Source organism: Cognaticolwellia aestuarii (assembly GCF_002000025.1).
Classification (GTDB): Bacteria; Pseudomonadota; Gammaproteobacteria; order Enterobacterales; family Alteromonadaceae; genus Cognaticolwellia; species Cognaticolwellia aestuarii.
Genome location: NZ_MUZV01000004.1, coordinates 364,882 through 382,033, shown reverse-complemented (window position 1 = coordinate 382,033; position 17,152 = coordinate 364,882). Strand labels below are relative to the sequence as shown.

The window sequence follows — 17,152 nt, the reverse complement described above, 5'->3', positions numbered from 1 at the left end:
CTACGCCACTAGTGGATATGGTTAACGTAACGGCTGAAATATATCGCCAGCGCCTTATTGACGTCAGTTGGTTTATGCGTGAAATCAATGAAAAAGTTGCCCGTCAGGCGAATCAAGAAGATGATTGCAAAGGCCGGTTTTGGGAAGGGCGATTTAAATCCCAAGCACTGTTGGATGAAACAGCGCTAGTGGCTTGTATGGCTTATGTTGATTTAAACCCTGTTCGCGCCAATATCGCTGACACGCCCGAGAATTCAAACCACACCAGTGTAAAACTGCGCTGCGAACAAGCAAAAGACAGTCAAACAAACAACATCAGCAACCAACCTAATACACTAATACCTTTTATTGGTAACCCAAGAGAAGATATGCCAAAAGGCTTACCGTTTGACTTAATAGACTATCTGCAACTTATGGATATCACCGGGCGTAGTATTCGGGAAGACAAACATGGCTTTATCGAGCAAAGCCAACCCGCAATACTGACACGCTTGAATATATCAGCAGCGCACTGGTTCATTATCACTACGGAATTTAGAACACAGTTTCATGGCGCTGTGGGCCGAGAAGCGGCGTTAACTGATTTTTGTGAACACCAACACTTCAAACGGCGACAGAACTTAAGTCATTGTAAAAAGCTGTTTGCGTAAAAGCACGCAGCCTAAGCAAATTCAGTACAGTATTTCATTTTAAACAGTGTATTTTTCATTACGCTGTTACAAGCGTGGGCTCAAAATACATTTTTACACACAATTGAATGATACTATCTGGCATCAGATAAGATTAAGTTGAAAATACTCTCGTTTGAATGAAATTTAAGTTTTTATGTTATGTAGAGGTACTTTTTTCATTTAAAATGAGTGTCCTTATAATTTTATAGTTATCCTTATTTATTTTGTTACGTCAATAATTTCCACTGTTTGTTTATACAGAGCAATGTGGTTTCCTGCTTTCATCCAATAAAAAGGAAATATTCTTGTTTATGTCTTTGGCATAACGAAATGTTTTATTAGTAACTTATTGTAGATAGTGAATAAATCGGGTATGTTTTGATTACCATAAAATTATGAAAGAAGGATTTTTTCCTCATAATAAGCTGTTAGCCATACATAAGGATCTGCATGAACGTTGTAGCAAAGGTTAAAAAATTAGTATGGAATCTTGGCGCTATTCTATTTTTTATATGGTTTGGATTTAAGGCCATAGCGTATGGGATGGATACTCTAGGAGTTGAAGGCCCATCATTATGCTCATATACCGACGTAGCTGAATTTGCTTCCCCTAATGGTAAAAAAATTGCGAAGCTTGGTTATTCGGATTGTGGAGCAACAACTAACTGGCAAACTGGAGTTAACATCGTAGATGTGAAATCAGGCAAAGAGTATAACGGATTCTTTGGGTTGGACGGCAAGCCTGAAAATTTAAAAGTGCTATGGACGTCAGGTATAGAGTTAACTTTTAGTAACTTTCCGGTAGATAAGTTACTTTGGTTCAACCAAGATTATATGTCGGGTGTAAAAGTAAAACTCGAGGCCAGTATGGCTAACAAGCAAATTCATCCGACGCCAAAAAGCGGCGCGGCTGATTAGAGCGTTGGTCAAGCGAAGCTTGATGCATCTTGCAGGGTGTAAGTCCCTGTCAGCTAAGGTTTAACCAACCACCTGTATCGAGGAATTAAGGAATTAACAGGACACCCATCCTAGCTACCCCCATCCCAGCTACCCATCCCAAACTGGCTAACCTTAATCAGTTGATGATGTTGATAGCACAATTTCTGCTAATAGATCTTCTTGTTGGCAGAATAATTTATACAGATGTAATTGGTTATTTGCCCTGACTAAATTATGTGTAGCATAACGAGTTTTAAAGTATTGATCGCCATTTAAAAAGTCAGTTAAAAATCGTATGCCGAGCATTAATGGCATTAACTTTATGCCTAGTAATAAACTGTTTATTTCAATTTTTGCTAATGCGCCATTAAAGCCTGCAATATAGGCCTTGGTAAGGGCGGTTAATATGTCAATATTTATCGACATTTTGTCTAACTCAGCACTGTCTTCGGCAATTGATGCGCAGCAACTTCGTACCATATCGCCAAAATCATGCATCAGATAACCTGCCATGCAAGTATCTAGATCAACTACGGCAATGGGCTTATTGGTTTTATTACTGAAAAGTAGGTTATTGATTTTAGTGTCGTTATGAGTAACACGCAGAGGTAAATTTTTGGTGATAGCGCTAATTTCATCAATGAAGTTTTTTTGCGATTTTATAAACTCAATATTACTCTTAGCTTTTAGCAATAAAGAATTTTTGCTGGTTTTTATTGCGCGATCAAGCTGGGTGATCCGCGTTGGCAAATGGTGAAATTGTGGGATTATTTCAGCTAATTTTTGGCTGTTAAAATTATCGAAGGCATTGGTAAATTGTGCAAAGGCATTACCAACAAAGCTTGCTTGTTCTGGGGTGGTGATCGACTCTAGCGTGTAACAGTCTTCAATGTAGTGTAAGGCGCGCCAATATTGCCCCTGTACATTGACATGGTTTTTATTGTTTTGAGCGCGCAACTGCCAAATAGGCATTAACGCATATGTTTTATTACTAAACTGGCTTAGTAAGTGTTCGCTGATCAAGTCAACATTATCAGTGACTTGTTCTGGCGCACTAAATACCTGTTGATTTAGGCATTGTAAAACAAAAGTTTTATCATGTGATTTAACCAAATAAGTTTGATTAATTAAGCCATTGCCGAGTAAACTTATTTTGCATTGCTCTTGGCTGTAACCATACTGAGCTAACACTAACGACAGTATATTGTGAGGTATATTATGAGATATATTTTGAGGTAAATTGGAAGTCATTGAGTCATTGTTTACTGTTAATAGAGTGGCGGTATTTATCGCGCTTACGTGTATCACACTTACACTAGCTATTTAGATTATGGAATATCATAGTTTGGCCAATGCTATTGTTAGCTTTAGGCATAGTTTACATAGTTTAACAGATAAAAAGTGTTCATTATATGACGAACAAAACTGCCTTTACTTTACTAAATAAAATGACTTAGCTTAGTTTTTCTCTGTTTGTAAAGGTAGCGATATAGTAAAGCAAGCTCCGGTTATTGTTGCGTTTTTATTTACTTGTTTGCTTGTCTTTACGCTGCTTTTGTCATTGGTTGTTAAGATGTTGCTTGCGTGAATACTGCCATTATGCCAATGAACGACTTTTGCGGATATGGCTAGCCCTAAGCCGAAATGCCCAAGCTCACGTGAGCGATCAACATCGAGTTTGACAAACGGAGCGAAAATATTTTCGATGTTTTCTTCGGGAATACCTTTACCGTCATCCTCGACACTAATATGTAAAAAATTATGCTGACAATAAGCTGAAATAACGACGGTATTGTTCGCATATTGCATAGCGTTACTGAGTAGGTTTTGAATCGCACGGTAGCACCAATGAAAATCAAGCGACAAGGTTACTTTTTGATTGATAAATTCCGGGCTAGCTTGATAGCTTAACTTAACCTTATGTTGTTCGGCCAGCGATTGAAAATCATCGTTAATGGTATGTAAGAAATGATCAATATCGACAAGCTCATACTTGAGGTGAAAGCCTTGTCGTTCCATGCCCGCGTATTCTAAAAACGCTGTGGTCATGTCTTCCATGCGGGTGAGTTCGGTTTCCATTCGTGCGAGGTAAAGATCTTTTTTAGTGATGTCTTTAGTGTCTATGGCGGCTTCAACGCCAAAACGTAAACACGACATTGGGGTACGAATATCATGTGACATGCTGCGAGCAAGAATTTTATTATCAGCTACTAGTTTTTCAATTTGAGCAGCCATGCGATTAAAACTGCTTTCTAATAAGCTAATATACGAGAAGCGACTGGTTGGCATACGTGCATTTAAGTGTCCTTCACCAATACTTGCGGCTGTGTTCGTGAGCAAATACAGCCGACGAGTCAGTGGAAAAAGCCAAGCGAGTAGAATAATACAAACACCTAAGTACAGTATTGTGGTGAGGAGAATATTAATGTTTTGATTTTCAAGCTCAATTTCGGGTAACGACAACTGAATAATATAATCAGGGTGTTGGGATAGTTTCTTTAACAAATAAGGGTGAGTTTCTGAGGCTAATAATAAGCCGCCTGTTTGTGTTAATTGCTGGCTGAGTTCATTGGGTAAAGCAATGTTTTCGCTTTTATCGAGTTGCAAGGTTATTTGATAGGCTTGGCTCAATTCTTGACTAAAAGCCACTAAATTCCTGCTACTAGTGGCAGATAATTGCTGATCAAAGCCTTCAATTAATTGGTGATAAATTGCATATTCATCTGGAACTTGTTCAGACTCTTGCTTGGCAACAATTTTGTCGAGCCCCCAAGTAATAATAAAAAGTGAGCCAATTACCGTTAGAATAATACTGATATATAAGCGACGCATAGTTAACTGCTTTGCTCTTTTTTATCACACCATGCATCAGCAACAAATAGGTAACCTTTACCCCAAACTGTTTTAAATTTTTGAGGTTTTTGCGGATCATCATTAAATATTTTACGCAAGGTTGATAGCATGACATCAAATCGACGGTCTTGACCGTCATACTCTCTATTCTTTAATGCTTTAAATACCGTGTCACGATCGACAACTTCACCGGCATGGCGAGCCAAAAAGCATAAAAAGGCGAATAGGCTGGTTGAAAGCTCAATTTCTTTACCTTGGTAAGTGACTCGATTTGCCTCAATGTTAATGACTAGCTCACCGTGTTGGATATCAGAAGAAGCCTCAACGGTAACCGTACTTTGTTTTAACGCGCCAGAAATACGAGCGAGTAAAGCACGTGGACGTACTGGCTTGATCACATAGTCGTTTGCACCGGCTTCTAAACCGATGACTTCGTCAAACTCATCAGCGCGTGCCGTTAACATAATTATCGGCGTTGGCATTTTTTGTCTGATTTGACGACAAACTTCAATGCCATTTAAACCCGGTAACATCACATCAAGTAATACTAAGTCGGCAGAAAACGTTTCTAAGCAAGCTAATACTTCATCGCCACGTGTGCAATGCATGACCGTAAAACCTTGCTCGGTAAGATATTCACTTACCCAATCGCCGAGTGTTAGGTCGTCTTCAACTAATAAAATTCGTTGTGCCTCATCATTCATAATCATTCTCTTAAAACAAACGCCAGCGACGTTTTCTTGGGGAAGCTTTGTGGACCCAGCTGACTTCGATATGGGTGTAAGCTATTGTTTGCTCTTGGTCATAAGCAACGAGTTTATATTGCACTGTTTTACTGGATTCAAACTCAAAAGTGGTGGTGTTTTTCTGTTGATTATACCAACAGTCTAGCGCTTTGTTTTTCCCAACCTGATAGATACAATAATTACCTTTTACTGGCGCTTGCCAACGTAATGTTACAGTAGCAAAACACTGTCGTCCTTGTGTTAATGTGATGCATTTTGTTGGTATGGCAGACAGCCCGCTAGTCACTTCAATTGTGGCTGAATTATCTGCGGTTGCAGCCTGAACAGTTGTGCAAAAAGCGGAGATAATTAGCACCACAGCTATGCCCCACTTAGAAGACATATATCACTCCTAGCATAACTTGAGTGATATGTTGAGTGTCAACCAATGGACTTTCTATGGTACTTTTTGAGTAATAACTATGGCTTATACCGCCAGAAAACGACCATTTTTCAGAAATGGGGTGTTGAGCAAATAGCTCAAGCTGTAGACGATGCCCAGCATCGGACTCATGAAAAGGGCGCGCGCGCGTGGCTTCTTTTGAATTAACACCGTAATAGTAATTCATGACTTTTTCAGAGTAGTGGGTATAACCTGCATTGACATAAATATCCCAATTACGATAAGGCAATACATAGCTATAGAATACGTCGACAACCCAGCCATTAGCATCACTTAAAGGAGCCAAAGTAGCAAAGTCGACGGAAAATACTGCGTTTCGGTGATATCTTGAGTAACGGATGCCGACACCTTCAGCAGAGGAACGCTCTGCAAGGTTGTTTAGTGTGGGAATATCTCGATTAGCATTTTCAATAATATCTTTTGGGCTATAGCTTGAAATATAGGTTTTACTGATAAGATCAAACTCCCATTCTGGAGTAACGATCAGTTGATAACCTAGCTCTGCGCCTTGCAGTAACCCTGAAGCACGACGGTGGTTAGATTGAATGAAAAAGCCTTTGTAATAAACATCAAGCAATAAGGAAACACCAAGGTAATCAAAAGGATCTTCTTGATCTTGGCCTTTAAGTAAAGACGGATTATAAATAGCAGATATATTTGCCATTGCTTGCCAGCTAAAGGTTTCGTTAAATACCGTTGTTTCATTTGCGGGAATTTTTTCATTAGCAACAGTAGAAAAAGTACTGATTGATAGTAATATCACCAGAAGTATTGAGAGGTATTTAGCTTGCATCATGAGACCTTAGATATTTTTTTGGAGCAGTCGTCATAGTTTTATTCTTGTTATTATTTTGAAGTATTATGTTAACAAATGTCAGGTTATTACGGCATAGCTAATAACTGATAAAGTGTTTAAAAAGTGTAAGCAAATAACTAATATTTTAGACAAGTTGCCAGGTAAGTCGACTGCGTTTAATTCGCATGTTTACGCGCTAAACGTTTTAAACTATTAATGGTTTTTGATGATTCAGAATAGGCTAAAACAATTTCTCGGGTTAACTGTAAACCGGTGATTGGCCGAAAAACCACATCACTTTGTTTTACAATTTCGCTGTGTGCAGGTAAAAATGCACAGCCTAATCCTGCATGAACCAAGCCCAGAGCATAGTCGATGGTGGTAATTTTTGCTCGCACGTCAAGGCTGATCCCAGCTAACGCTAAAGTGTCTTGTAGATTACTCCAAGCACTGCAAGGTGTTCGTTGAATAAAGGGGAGGCCGTCAAGTTGTTCTAAAGAAATGCTATCGCTAAATGCTAATATGTGATCATAAGGCAGCGCCAGTAAGTAGTCCTCTTGCCACATGTCGATATATTGCTCCTGCTCGTTTAGTTCGTCTTTTAAAATGATGCGAGCATCTACTTTTTCGGTATGTGGCACTAAGGTAAGCTCGACAAAAGGCTTTGCCGCAGTGAAGTCTTTTAGTAATAAACTCATGCGCTCAACACCTAAGCCACGGGTAACCCCTAAATTAAATGGCTGCTTACTGGTTTTTTCTGAAAAAACGCTTTTTATCGCACCCGCTTGACCGAGGAGTTGTTTAGCTAATGGAAATAGCTTTTCGCCTTGTTCTGAAGGTGTTACCCCGCGAGCATGGCGAATAAACAGCTGAACATTAAGTTGTTGCTCTAATTGTGCTATTGCTGATGAAATGGAAGGTTGGGCAATAAAACAGGCTTTTGCTGCCGCACTGAAGCTTTTAAGTTCGTATACTGAAATAAAATAATTGAGTGATTTTAGATCCATAGCTATCTTTATTTGTTTGCCTATAGCTTTAAACTATAGCAGATAAAGAAAAAGAATATTTTAACTTTGGCTGATATTTGCTTATTATTTTTGCACTTTCATTTTCACAAGCTAATAACAGGTAATTTCATGTCTAATTCAAGCAGTGCAAACCGTCCGTCGTTTAAATGGCAAGATCCTCTTTTATTTGATTCTTTATTGTCAGAAGAAGAAAGAATGATCCGCGACAGCGCCCATCAGTACTGTCAGGAAAAACTTATGCCGCGTGTTTTAGAGGCGAATCGCAATGAAGTGTTTGATGTTGAAATTATGCGAGAGTTGGGTGAGTTAGGTTTGTTAGGCGCTACTTTACCTGAAAAATACGGCTGCGCAGGTGTTAATTACGTTACTTATGGCTTAATTGCCCGTGAAGTTGAACGTGTTGACAGTGGTTATCGAAGTGCGATGAGTGTGCAATCATCACTGGTTATGCACCCCATTTATGCCTACGGTAGCGAAGAGCAGCGTATGAAGTATTTACCAAAATTAGCTAGCGGTGAATACATAGGTTGCTTTGGCCTGACGGAGCCTAATTCAGGCTCTGATCCTGCCAGCATGTCAACTCATGCTAAGGCTGTTGAAGGCGGTTTCCGTATAACGGGTAATAAAATGTGGATCACTAATTCACCGGTTGCTGACATTTTTGTGGTTTGGGCCAAGCTTGATGGTGTTATTCGCGGCTTTGTTTTAGAAAAAGATATGACAGGATTAAGCGCGCCAAAAATTGAAGGTAAATTTTCATTACGTGCCTCAATTACCGGTGAAATTGTCATGGACAACGTTTTTGTTCCAGCTGAAAATATTTTACCAAATGTAAAAGGTTTATCGGGGCCTTTTGGTTGTTTGAATAAAGCGCGCTATGGCATTGCTTGGGGGGCATTAGGTGCTGCTGAGTTTTGCTGGCATGCAGCTCGTCAATATACCTTAGATCGTGAGCAGTTTGGTCGGCCATTAGCCGCAACGCAATTAGTACAGAAAAAACTGGCAGATATGCAAACAGATATTACCACAGGGTTATTTGCGTGTTTACAAGTAGGACGTTTAATGGATGCTGACCAATTGGCGACAGAAGCGATATCACTGATCAAACGCAATTCATGTGGAAAAGCGTTAGAAATTGCACGTATTGCTCGTGATATGCATGGCGGTAATGGTATTGCTGATGAGTTTCATGTGATTCGCCATATGATGAACCTTGAAGCGGTTAATACTTATGAAGGCACACATGATATTCATGCGTTAATTCTTGGTAGAGCGCAAACAGGCTTGCAAGCCTTCTTCTAAGTTAAATAAAAAGGCGTTTTGTATACGCCTTTTTTTCTGCCTGTTTGCTAGGTATAAACTGCCTAGCAACGTTATTTCTTAACCACAGTAATAGTAAAAATATCCCGTGGAGCTATAATGTCTGATCGTAATCAATTGGTGAAAGAAAATTTTATCAATTTTGTTCGTGAACGTACTTTACCTGAGTCAGCTATTAATTTGACGCCAACAGATGTTGGCTTGTCGGCGACCGATGTTATTGATTTATTTGAAACGCAAGTGATGAGCCGTCACCTTGATTTGCAGTCACGTGTGATGCAAAAAAAAGGACAAAGCTTTTATACCATAGGTAGCTCAGGCCATGAGGGTAATGCGGCTTATGCTAAGGCATTTCGTGCCACAGATATGGCGTTTTTACATTATCGTAGCGGTGCTTTTGTTATTCAACGTGGTAAACAAGTGCCGGGGCAAACTTCGTTGTATGACATGTTGTTGTCATTTGCCGCCTCAAAAGATGACCCTATTTCTGGCGGACGTCATAAAGTGTTGGGCAGCAAAGCCCTATCTATACCGCCACAAACCAGTACTATCGCCTCACATTTACCCAAAGCAATGGGCGCTGCTTACAGTATTCCGTTAGCACAACGCTTAGCTCATCAAGGTGAAATTCCCAGTGACGGGGTGATTATTTGTAATTTTGGCGATGCTTCATCAAACCATTCGACGACACAAGGAGCGATAAACAGCACGGCTTGGGCCGCTTATCAGTCGATACCTATGCCGATTGTTTTTGTTTGCGAGGATAACGGTATTGGTATTTCAACCTCGACACCTGAAGGCTGGATTGCTGCCAATTATAAAAATAGAGCTGGGTTAACTTATCTTTATTGCGACGGTTTAAATATTTTAGATACCTATAAAACAGCAAAAGAAGCGGAGCGTATTGCACGTGAAATGCGCAAGCCAGTATTCTTGCATGTTCGTACGGTACGTTTACTGGGGCATGCGGGCTCTGATGCTGAGTTTGTGTATCGAGATCTCGCTGATATAAGTGCCACCGAATTTCAGGATCCGCTATTGCATACTGCGCGTATTATTCTAGAAAATAATATTTTAACATCAGAAGCTTTAATTGAAATTTATCAGCATATTGAACAACGAATTGCGGTTATTGCCGATAATGCTGCCAGTAAAGAAAAATTGACCTCTGCTGATGCCGTTATGGCGAGTATTGTTCCTAGCCTGAGCCAAGCCCGTAGCTCTATCGCAGTGAGCGAAGAAAAACGTGCAGAAATTTTTAAACATGAAAAGCATAACCTTACTAAAAAACAGCATTTAGCCAAACTGATCAATTGGGCACTGATGGACTTAATGGCTGAGTATCCAAATATTGTGATGTGTGGTGAAGATATTGGTAAAAAAGGCGGTGTTTATAACGTTACCGCTAAGCTATGTCAGCGCTTTGGTAAAAACAGAGTGATTAATACCTTACTTGATGAACAAACCATTTTGGGTACCGCTATTGGTTTAGCTCATAATGGATTTTTACCCATACCCGAAATTCAATTTCTGGCTTATGTTCATAACGCGGAAGATCAAATTCGCGGTGAAGCGGCGACATTACCATTTTTCTCTAATGGCCAATTTACTAACCCTATGGTGATCCGCATTGCTGGTTTAGCTTATCAAAAGGGTTTTGGTGGTCATTTTCATAATGATAATTCGTTTGCCGTGTTTCGTGATATTCCAGGCCTTATTATTGCCTGTCCATCGAATGGTGCTGATGCCGTTGAAATGATGCGAACGAGCGTACGTTTAGCTCAAGAGCAGCAACGCATGGTAGTGTTTTTAGAGCCTATTGCTTTATATATGACCAAAGATCTACACCAAGAAGGTGACGGTTTATGGACGCATGAGTATCAATGGCCGGCGTTACAAAGTGCTGAACTAGATTTAGGCGTTAAAGTTGCAGGCTCAGGCAAGCAGTTATGTATATTAACTTACGGTAATGGCAATTATTTATCTCGCCAAGCGCAATATAAATTAGCACAACAAGGCATTGATGCTCGGGTAGTGGACTTACGTTGGTTAGCACCGCTTGATGAACAAGGCATTTTGGCACAAGTGAATGCTTGCGAGCATGTATTAATTGTTGATGAGTGTCGTCAAACGGGGTCAATTAGTGAAGCACTGGTGACCTTAATTCATGAACAAGCAAGTCGACAAGGGAAAATAAAGCGTGTTACGGCGAGCGATAGCTTTATTCCACTAGGTGCTGCGGCTTATGAAGTATTGCCGTCGGTGGAAAATATTATTGCTGCTGCGAAGGAGATATGCCAATGAGTTCATCAAGCAATACAGCAGTAAATACAACGGTAAATAAGACTGAAAATAAGGCTATCAATAAGGCTAAGCAACGCGCTGTGGTTATTTGCCCAGGTCGTGGTACGTACAACAAAGAAGAGCTAGGGTATTTACAGCGTTTACATAGTGATAAAACCGAAATAATTTCTCTTATTGATGATTACCGAGACAACCAAGGGCAAGTGAAAGTGTCTGAGCTCGATAGCATGGACAATTATAGTATGCGTGTGCATACCGCGGGTGAAAACGCTTCCGCGTTGATTTATGCCTGTGCGCTAGCTGACTATCAAGCTATTAATAAAGACGAGTTTGATATTGTAGCAGTAACCGGTAACTCTATGGGCTGGTATATTGCCTTGGCTGTTGCTGGCGCTTTAGCGCCGAGGCAAGCAATAGCGTTAATTAATACTATGGGCTCTATGATGACTGATGGTTTAGTCGGTGGTCAGATGATTTATCCTATTATTAATGACGATTGGCAAATTGATCGCGAAAAGCAGCAACAAGTTATGCACTGGTTGGCCCAAGCTAATCAGCAAGATGGCTGTGAAGTTTATGTCTCGATTAATTTAGGTGGTTATATTGTTTTTGGTGGCAATAAGCTTGGCTTAAAAGCGCTAGAGAAATTACTGCCACTAGTGCAAGACAGGTACCCAATGAACTTGTTTAACCACGCTGCTTTTCATACACCGTTATTGAAAGATGTTTCTGCGCGAGCAATGTCGCAGATGTCAGCAGATATGTTTACCACCCCGGTATTACCATTAATTGATGGTTTAGGAAAAGTATGGCAGCCGTATAGTTGTGATGTTGAGCAATTATATAACTACACACTTGATAGCCAAGTTGTCGAGCCTTATAACTTTTCTAAAGCGGTTGAAGTTGCAATTAAAGAGTTTGCACCTGATAAGTTAATTATTTTAGGCCCCGGTGCTACATTAGGTGGTGCAGTAGCACAAAGCTTAATTTCGCATCAATGGTTAAACTTACAAACTAAGGCTGATTTTATTGCACTACAAAAGCAAGAACCGTTTATTTTAGCGATGGGGTTGACTGAGCAACGTCGACAAGTTGTTGGGTAAGTTTACTCGTTAAAATAAAAAATGGCTGAAATTTTTTTTATTTTATACAATAGAGCTAAGGTGTTCCCGTTTTGAGCTAAATAATGACCACAAGCCGTAAAAAAAATGAAGCAGAACTAATTTTAGCATTTAAAGCTCTATTGAAAGAGCAGTGTTATGGTTCACAAAGTCAGTTAGCGACTGCACTAGCCTTGCAAGGCTTTAAAAACATGTCACAAGCGAAAATATCACGCTTATTATCGAAACTGGGCGCAGTGAAAATGCGTAATGCCAGCGAACAGGTGGTATACATTCTTCCTGATGAGTTGGCAGTACCAAAATCAAAACAAGCAATTCAATCGGTTGTTATTAGTGTTAAGCATAATAATATGCAGATCATTTTAAAAACAGGTATTGGTGGTGCGCCATTAATATCAAGAATGCTAGATAGCTTAGGTGAGTCTACGGGAATTCTGGGAACGCTTGCAGGCGATGATACGATATTTATTGCGCCTACGGATGTGAATAGAATTGATGAAATAACCCATGACATTAGTTTATTACTAGGTGTGTCAGTACAAAATTAAGTTTTTTTGAGACCAACTTACGATAAAAAAAGGGTAAACATTTTATGTTTACCCTTTTTTGTTTTTTTAAATATATAATAATAACAATGTATTAACTTGTATGACAGTCACTGTCATATGACATTTAGGGGTACTGTCACTTATCTGACGCCGTAATGGAAAGTGAGTTTTGTTTAAATAGCTTCACTCTAAATAAGTAAGTAATAGCAAGGAAATAAATATGGAAAATAATAATTTAGCTACAGAGAGTGAAGCAATAGCGAGTGTAAATTACAGCGATGGTTTCACGTTCGACTTTAATGATGATGGCCGCTTAATTAATGTTTTTGGCTCGGCATGGACCGGCAAAGAAACGGTATCATTTGATGGTAATATTGTGGCAGAAAAGCGCTCTTATTCACGTAAGTCAATACTAGATTTTACGGTTGAAGGTGACCGGTATGAAGTTGAATTTAACATGGTTGATATGTTGCGGGGAGAGCTACATTGCACATTAATTAAAAATGGCGTGCATTTTAAAACCTTGAAAAAGGCACTGAAGAATAAATATCAAATAACCTCAAAATCATGGTGGAAAATGTTACTTTTATTCTTTGTGGGTGGCTTTTCTGGATATATATCTGTGCATCTTATTTTTAAGTTTTTTGGCGAGTAGTCGATGTTAATAGGAGCTACAAACCATGGAAATTAATGCCTCAAAGGTAAAAGAATTACGAACTGAGCAGTTGTGGACACAACAACACTTAGCTGATGCATGCGACATAAGTTTACGAACCGTGCAACGTGTAGAGCGCTATGGTAATGCATCAAATGAAACACTAATGAGCTTAGCGGCCGTTTTTAATATTGATAAAAACACACTGCTTGTTGAGGTTGAACCCGTAGAAGTTATTGAACAAGTGACTCGGTTAAGTCAGAAGCAATTATTGATATTGGCGACAGCGACAGGCACTGTTATTGGCGCATCTTTAATGTATTTAATGATGTTAATCGAGCTTTAAAGATTAAAGGGAAATGATAATGATGTTTAAAAAATGGTGGTTAACATTAAATGCAGCAGAGAAGTCAGCCATGGCTGTATTACTTACATTGGCTGGCCTGGCAAGCCTATTTAATATTGCATACTCACTAGGCCACTGGCTATATAGTTAGTAGACAATACCCACAGCAGCTCTTAATGATTAGTGTTAATAGCTAAGAGTTAATAGCTAAGAGTTAATAGCTAAGAGTTAAGAGCTAAAAGTGAAATTATTTAACAAAATTCGCTAGTCACTATGAGTAAAAAGCCAGCGTGTTTTACTATAAAAAGGCGTTTCAGGCTGCAGTAGGGCGTTGTTAATATTTGCCCCTGAATGCTGAGTGGCTAAGCGAAGCGGCTCAAAACAAAATGCTCCATGCTTTTGATAAATAAAGTCTCCCTTACCTACTTGGCTGCCATCAATGTAATTAGCGGTATAGAATACTAAGCTAGGTTGATCGCTATAAACGGTTAGTTGCCGGCCTGATTTTGGCTCAAATGCTTTAGCGGTAAATGCTGCTTCAGTGACAGCGTTTTGGTTACTTAGCCAATAATTATCAAAACCTTTGGCAATAGTTATTTGCTCATCATCGCTGTTAATATGTTTATTAATAACGGTTAATTGACGAAAGTCATGCTGGGTATTGTCAACGTTACGAATTTCACCGGTCGGGTAAACGCGCTCATCCATAGGTAAAAAGTGATCAGCATTTATTTGAATTTGCTGTTGATAAACATCGCCAGCATTGTGCCCAGCCAAATTAAAGTAACTATGCTGAGTTAAGTTGATTACCGTGGTTTTATCCGTTGTAGCAAAATATTCAATGGTAAATTCATTATCATTATTGAGGCTATATTTTACGGTGAAGTCAACATTACCTGGAAAGCCATTATCACCATCTGGACTGCTATGTTGAAGGATCAGGCTGACTTTCTCTATTTTGCTTTGTGTTGTTGCCTGCCACAGCTGTTTATTTAATGCCTGCATGCCGCCATGAAGTTGATTGTCGTTATTATTAATACTCAGTTGATATTGTTGGTCATTAATTGACAATAGCCCTTGGTCAATCCGACCAGCGTAACGACCAATAATTGCGCCGAGGTAATAAGGATCTGTTTCGTAGCTGCTAATATCATCGTATCCCAGCACAATGTCGGCTGAAATACCGTGTTTATCGAGAGTGTTTAGAGCGACAATAATACCACCATAGTTGGTAATTTTAATTTCAGTACCTTGGGTATTAGATAAAGTGAAAAGCTGTACATTTTCACCATTATGTAAACGACCAAAATCACTTTGGCTGATACTAAGGCAATGAATATTGGACTGGATAGTCATGGGTTATGCTACAAATAAATATAATACGTTAGGGAGTAATCTATAGAAGATAGCTATGGCTTGCTAGTGATATTCGAATGCAATAAACACATGTTAGGTTTTAGCTGTTAGATTTTAACATTAATCGGTAAGCAACAGCGAGCCAAAAGCGTCACTGTTGCTTGTTAGATTTAGTGACTACGGTTAGCTGCAATATGTGCTAAGGAAATCAAAGCTTGTTTATAGTCAGTTTCAGGTAAGTCAGCAATGGCATTGATTGCTTTGTCAGCTTCCAATTCAGCTTTTTTCTGAGTGTAGACTAATGAGCCAGTTTGCTTCATGGCTGCAAGAATATCATTAAGATGATCCATACCGTCACCGTTTTCAATAGCACTGCGGATCATTTTTCTTTGCTGCTCATTACCATGCGCCATGGCATACAAAAGCGGCAATGTTGGCTTACCTTCAGCTAAGTCATCACCGACGTTCTTTCCCATTTCCTGTGCGTCAGCGGTGTAATCCATAATGTCATCAACTAATTGAAAGGCGGTACCTAAATGCTTACCGTAATTCAACATAGCTAATTCAGTTGCTTGGTCTTGGTTGGCAATAACGGCGGCAAGTCGTGTTGCTGCTTCAAATAGCTTTGCCGTTTTACAGTAGATAACTTGCATATAGCTATCTTCCGTGGTGTCTGGGTCATTACAATTCATTAATTGTAATACTTCACCTTCAGCAATAATGTTTGTTGCATCAGATAAAATGTCCATGATTCTTAAGTTATTGAGCTCGCTCATCATTTGAAATGAACGTGAATATAAAAAATCACCAACGAGAACACTCGCGCTGTTACCGAACATGGCATTAGCGGTTTCGCGGCCACGGCGCATATTAGATTCATCAACAACATCATCATGCAAAAGTGTTGAGGTATGAATAAACTCAACGATTGCAGCAAGTTGTAAGTGTTCAGAGCCTTGGTAACCTATTGCGCGAGCAGCAAGTACGGTCAGTAGTGGCCGCATGCGCTTGCCGCCGCCATTAACAATGTATACGCCTAATTGATTTATCAGGGCAACGTCAGAATGAAGTTTAGAAAAGATAAGATCGTTGACTGCCGTCATGTCTTGTTGAGCTAAGGTTTGGATATTTTTGATATTCATAAAGCGTAACGAGTTACCTTAAATGGACTTTAGTGTTAGAATACTTGCGATTTCACAGACTAATTTTACACGAAATTCATGACGATAGAAGTTTTCCAAGCGAGAAGTTTCCAGATAGATAAAAATAATAATAAATCATTGCTTTTATACTTGCCCTCGCCGATTTCTTCGCGTAGAATTCGCGCCCTATAATTTTAAATTTAAGCGTCGTCCATAGATGATGACGCAGTACGGAGTAGCTATGTACGCGGTATTCCAAAGCGGTGGTAAACAGCATCGTGTAACTGAAGGCCAAACAGTTCGTTTAGAGAAGATTGAACTTGAAATTGGTGCTGCAGTAGAATTCGAAAACGTTTTAATGATCGCCGATGGCGAGAGCATCAATGTAGGCGCGCCTTACATTGCTGGTGGTAAAGTTGTGGCTGAGGTTGTAAACCAAGGTCGCGCTGACAAAGTTAAAATTGTTAAATTTAAACGTCGTAAGCATTCACGTAAAGAAGCGGGCCATCGTCAATGGTTCACTGAAGTGAAAATTACTGGCATCAACGGCTAATTAGGAGCGATTTACAATGGCACATAAGAAAGCTGCAGGTAGTACACGTAACGGTCGTGATTCAGAAGCTAAACGCCTAGGTGTTAAACGCTTTGGTGGCGAAGCTGTTCTAGCAGGTAACATCATTGTTCGTCAACGTGGTACTCGTTTCCACGCTGGTGACAACATGGGTATCGGTAAAGACCACACTTTATTTGCTTTATCAGACGGTAAAGTACAATTTGAAGTAAAAGGTCCTAAAAACCGCAAGTTTGTAAGCATTATCGCTGAGTAGTAATACGCAAACTTATAAAACCCTGCTATTACGCAGGGTTTTTTTTTGCAGAGGATTT

At 39.6% G+C, this 17,152-nt stretch carries 19 protein-coding genes; 11 read left to right on the top strand and 8 right to left on the bottom strand.

Annotation, left to right across the window (positions count from 1 at the left end; genetic code table 11):
- Both B0169_RS19225 and B0169_RS08665 read left to right on the top strand, forming a co-directional pair.
- On the top strand, positions 1 to 650 hold a 650-nt coding region (locus B0169_RS19225), incomplete at its 5' end, for a transposase (RefSeq protein ID WP_412842119.1).
- A gap of 471 nt (positions 651 to 1,121) precedes the next feature.
- Positions 1,122 to 1,589: a hypothetical protein gene (locus B0169_RS08665; protein WP_077285554.1), complete on the top strand. Its 468-nt coding sequence runs from the start codon at positions 1,122 to 1,124 to the stop codon at positions 1,587 to 1,589.
- 153 nt (positions 1,590 to 1,742) lie between these two features.
- On the opposite strand, the gene B0169_RS08660 is transcribed toward B0169_RS08665, so the two are convergent.
- From B0169_RS08660 to B0169_RS08635, 6 genes are all read right to left on the bottom strand, one after another.
- Entirely contained in the window at positions 1,743 to 2,861 is a 1,119-nt protein-coding gene (locus tag B0169_RS08660) for a phosphotransferase enzyme family protein (RefSeq protein ID WP_077285553.1), read from the bottom strand.
- Positions 2,862 to 3,068: 207 nt separating this feature from the next.
- The gene (locus tag B0169_RS08655; protein ID WP_077285552.1) at positions 3,069 to 4,442 is read right to left on the bottom strand and encodes a sensor histidine kinase; all 1,374 of its coding nucleotides are present in this window, start codon (positions 4,440 to 4,442) and stop codon (positions 3,069 to 3,071) included.
- Between the two features lie 2 nt (positions 4,443 to 4,444).
- Positions 4,445 to 5,167, bottom strand: a complete 723-nt coding sequence (locus B0169_RS08650) for a response regulator transcription factor (protein WP_077285551.1) — start codon at positions 5,165 to 5,167, stop codon at positions 4,445 to 4,447.
- A gap of 10 nt (positions 5,168 to 5,177) precedes the next feature.
- Positions 5,178 to 5,591, bottom strand: a complete 414-nt coding sequence (locus B0169_RS08645) for a DUF3019 domain-containing protein (protein WP_077285550.1) — start codon at positions 5,589 to 5,591, stop codon at positions 5,178 to 5,180.
- Positions 5,581 to 6,444, bottom strand: coding sequence for a MipA/OmpV family protein (locus B0169_RS08640; protein WP_158077067.1), 864 nt, complete (start codon positions 6,442 to 6,444; stop codon positions 5,581 to 5,583). The genes B0169_RS08645 and B0169_RS08640 overlap by 11 nt, the downstream gene beginning before the upstream one ends.
- A 179-nt stretch (positions 6,445 to 6,623) precedes the next feature.
- Positions 6,624 to 7,454 carry a LysR family transcriptional regulator gene (locus tag B0169_RS08635; RefSeq protein WP_077285548.1) on the bottom strand — a complete coding sequence of 277 codons (831 nt, stop codon included), beginning with the start codon at positions 7,452 to 7,454 and terminating at the stop codon, positions 6,624 to 6,626.
- A 129-nt stretch (positions 7,455 to 7,583) separates the two neighbouring features.
- Between B0169_RS08635 and B0169_RS08630 the strand changes: the two genes are divergently transcribed.
- From B0169_RS08630 to B0169_RS19625, 7 genes are all read left to right on the top strand, one after another.
- Positions 7,584 to 8,777, top strand: a complete 1,194-nt coding sequence (locus B0169_RS08630; protein WP_077285547.1) for an acyl-CoA dehydrogenase — start codon at positions 7,584 to 7,586, stop codon at positions 8,775 to 8,777.
- A gap of 117 nt (positions 8,778 to 8,894) precedes the next feature.
- A complete protein-coding gene (locus B0169_RS08625; RefSeq protein WP_077285546.1) occupies positions 8,895 to 11,099 on the top strand; it encodes a dehydrogenase E1 component subunit alpha/beta in 2,205 nt (734 codons plus the stop codon).
- Entirely contained in the window at positions 11,096 to 12,202 is a 1,107-nt protein-coding gene (locus tag B0169_RS08620) for an ACP S-malonyltransferase (RefSeq protein ID WP_235838521.1), read from the top strand. The genes B0169_RS08625 and B0169_RS08620 overlap by 4 nt, the downstream gene beginning before the upstream one ends.
- A gap of 83 nt (positions 12,203 to 12,285) precedes the next feature.
- A complete protein-coding gene (argR, locus tag B0169_RS08615) occupies positions 12,286 to 12,768 on the top strand; it encodes a transcriptional regulator ArgR (protein WP_077285545.1) in 483 nt (160 codons plus the stop codon).
- A 220-nt stretch (positions 12,769 to 12,988) separates the two neighbouring features.
- A complete protein-coding gene (locus B0169_RS08610) occupies positions 12,989 to 13,423 on the top strand; it encodes a hypothetical protein (protein WP_077285544.1) in 435 nt (144 codons plus the stop codon).
- A 25-nt stretch (positions 13,424 to 13,448) separates the two neighbouring features.
- Complete coding sequence (locus B0169_RS08605; RefSeq protein ID WP_077285543.1) at positions 13,449 to 13,769, top strand: helix-turn-helix domain-containing protein; 321 nt, start codon at positions 13,449 to 13,451, stop codon at positions 13,767 to 13,769.
- 19 nt (positions 13,770 to 13,788) lie between these two features.
- Positions 13,789 to 13,920 (top strand): hypothetical protein, encoded by a 132-nt coding sequence (locus B0169_RS19625; protein WP_268875714.1) that lies wholly within the window; start codon positions 13,789 to 13,791, stop codon positions 13,918 to 13,920.
- 113 nt (positions 13,921 to 14,033) lie between these two features.
- Here the strand turns inward: B0169_RS19625 and B0169_RS08600 are convergent, their stop codons facing one another.
- Both B0169_RS08600 and ispB read right to left on the bottom strand, forming a co-directional pair.
- A complete protein-coding gene (locus B0169_RS08600; protein WP_077285542.1) occupies positions 14,034 to 15,125 on the bottom strand; it encodes an aldose epimerase family protein in 1,092 nt (363 codons plus the stop codon).
- A 170-nt stretch (positions 15,126 to 15,295) separates the two neighbouring features.
- The gene (ispB, locus tag B0169_RS08595; protein WP_077285541.1) at positions 15,296 to 16,267 is read right to left on the bottom strand and encodes an octaprenyl diphosphate synthase; all 972 of its coding nucleotides are present in this window, start codon (positions 16,265 to 16,267) and stop codon (positions 15,296 to 15,298) included.
- A 241-nt stretch (positions 16,268 to 16,508) separates the two neighbouring features.
- On the opposite strand from ispB, the gene rplU reads away from it, so the two are divergent.
- Together rplU and rpmA are read left to right on the top strand one after the other, a co-directional pair.
- On the top strand, positions 16,509 to 16,820 hold the full coding sequence (rplU, locus tag B0169_RS08590) for a 50S ribosomal protein L21 (protein ID WP_077285540.1): 312 nt from the start codon (positions 16,509 to 16,511) through the stop codon (positions 16,818 to 16,820).
- Between the two features lie 16 nt (positions 16,821 to 16,836).
- The gene (rpmA, locus tag B0169_RS08585) at positions 16,837 to 17,094 is read left to right on the top strand and encodes a 50S ribosomal protein L27 (RefSeq protein ID WP_077285539.1); all 258 of its coding nucleotides are present in this window, start codon (positions 16,837 to 16,839) and stop codon (positions 17,092 to 17,094) included.
- The last annotated feature ends 58 nt before the right edge of the window (positions 17,095 to 17,152 follow it).

What these genes read in the sequence shown, in the direction of transcription:
- B0169_RS08605 (WP_077285543.1), top strand. Translation starts at nt 13,449, where the DNA reads ATGGAAATTAATGCCTCAAAGGTAAAAGAATTACGAACTGAGCAGTTG.
- B0169_RS08665 (WP_077285554.1), top strand. Translation starts at nt 1,122, where the DNA reads ATGAACGTTGTAGCAAAGGTTAAAAAATTAGTATGGAATCTTGGCGCT.
- B0169_RS08635 (WP_077285548.1), bottom strand. Translation starts at nt 7,454, where the DNA reads ATGGATCTAAAATCACTCAATTATTTTATTTCAGTATACGAACTTAAA.
- rpmA (WP_077285539.1), top strand. Translation starts at nt 16,837, where the DNA reads ATGGCACATAAGAAAGCTGCAGGTAGTACACGTAACGGTCGTGATTCA.
- ispB (WP_077285541.1), bottom strand. Translation starts at nt 16,267, where the DNA reads ATGAATATCAAAAATATCCAAACCTTAGCTCAACAAGACATGACGGCA.
- argR (WP_077285545.1), top strand. Translation starts at nt 12,286, where the DNA reads ATGACCACAAGCCGTAAAAAAAATGAAGCAGAACTAATTTTAGCATTT.
- B0169_RS08630 (WP_077285547.1), top strand. Translation starts at nt 7,584, where the DNA reads ATGTCTAATTCAAGCAGTGCAAACCGTCCGTCGTTTAAATGGCAAGAT.
- B0169_RS08600 (WP_077285542.1), bottom strand. Translation starts at nt 15,125, where the DNA reads ATGACTATCCAGTCCAATATTCATTGCCTTAGTATCAGCCAAAGTGAT.
- B0169_RS08660 (WP_077285553.1), bottom strand. Translation starts at nt 2,861, where the DNA reads ATGACTTCCAATTTACCTCAAAATATATCTCATAATATACCTCACAAT.
- B0169_RS08655 (WP_077285552.1), bottom strand. Translation starts at nt 4,442, where the DNA reads ATGCGTCGCTTATATATCAGTATTATTCTAACGGTAATTGGCTCACTT.
- B0169_RS19625 (WP_268875714.1), top strand. Translation starts at nt 13,789, where the DNA reads ATGATGTTTAAAAAATGGTGGTTAACATTAAATGCAGCAGAGAAGTCA.
- B0169_RS08650 (WP_077285551.1), bottom strand. Translation starts at nt 5,167, where the DNA reads ATGAATGATGAGGCACAACGAATTTTATTAGTTGAAGACGACCTAACA.
- B0169_RS08625 (WP_077285546.1), top strand. Translation starts at nt 8,895, where the DNA reads ATGTCTGATCGTAATCAATTGGTGAAAGAAAATTTTATCAATTTTGTT.
- B0169_RS08620 (WP_235838521.1), top strand. Translation starts at nt 11,096, where the DNA reads ATGAGTTCATCAAGCAATACAGCAGTAAATACAACGGTAAATAAGACT.
- rplU (WP_077285540.1), top strand. Translation starts at nt 16,509, where the DNA reads ATGTACGCGGTATTCCAAAGCGGTGGTAAACAGCATCGTGTAACTGAA.
- B0169_RS08645 (WP_077285550.1), bottom strand. Translation starts at nt 5,591, where the DNA reads ATGTCTTCTAAGTGGGGCATAGCTGTGGTGCTAATTATCTCCGCTTTT.
- B0169_RS08610 (WP_077285544.1), top strand. Translation starts at nt 12,989, where the DNA reads ATGGAAAATAATAATTTAGCTACAGAGAGTGAAGCAATAGCGAGTGTA.
- B0169_RS08640 (WP_158077067.1), bottom strand. Translation starts at nt 6,444, where the DNA reads ATGCAAGCTAAATACCTCTCAATACTTCTGGTGATATTACTATCAATC.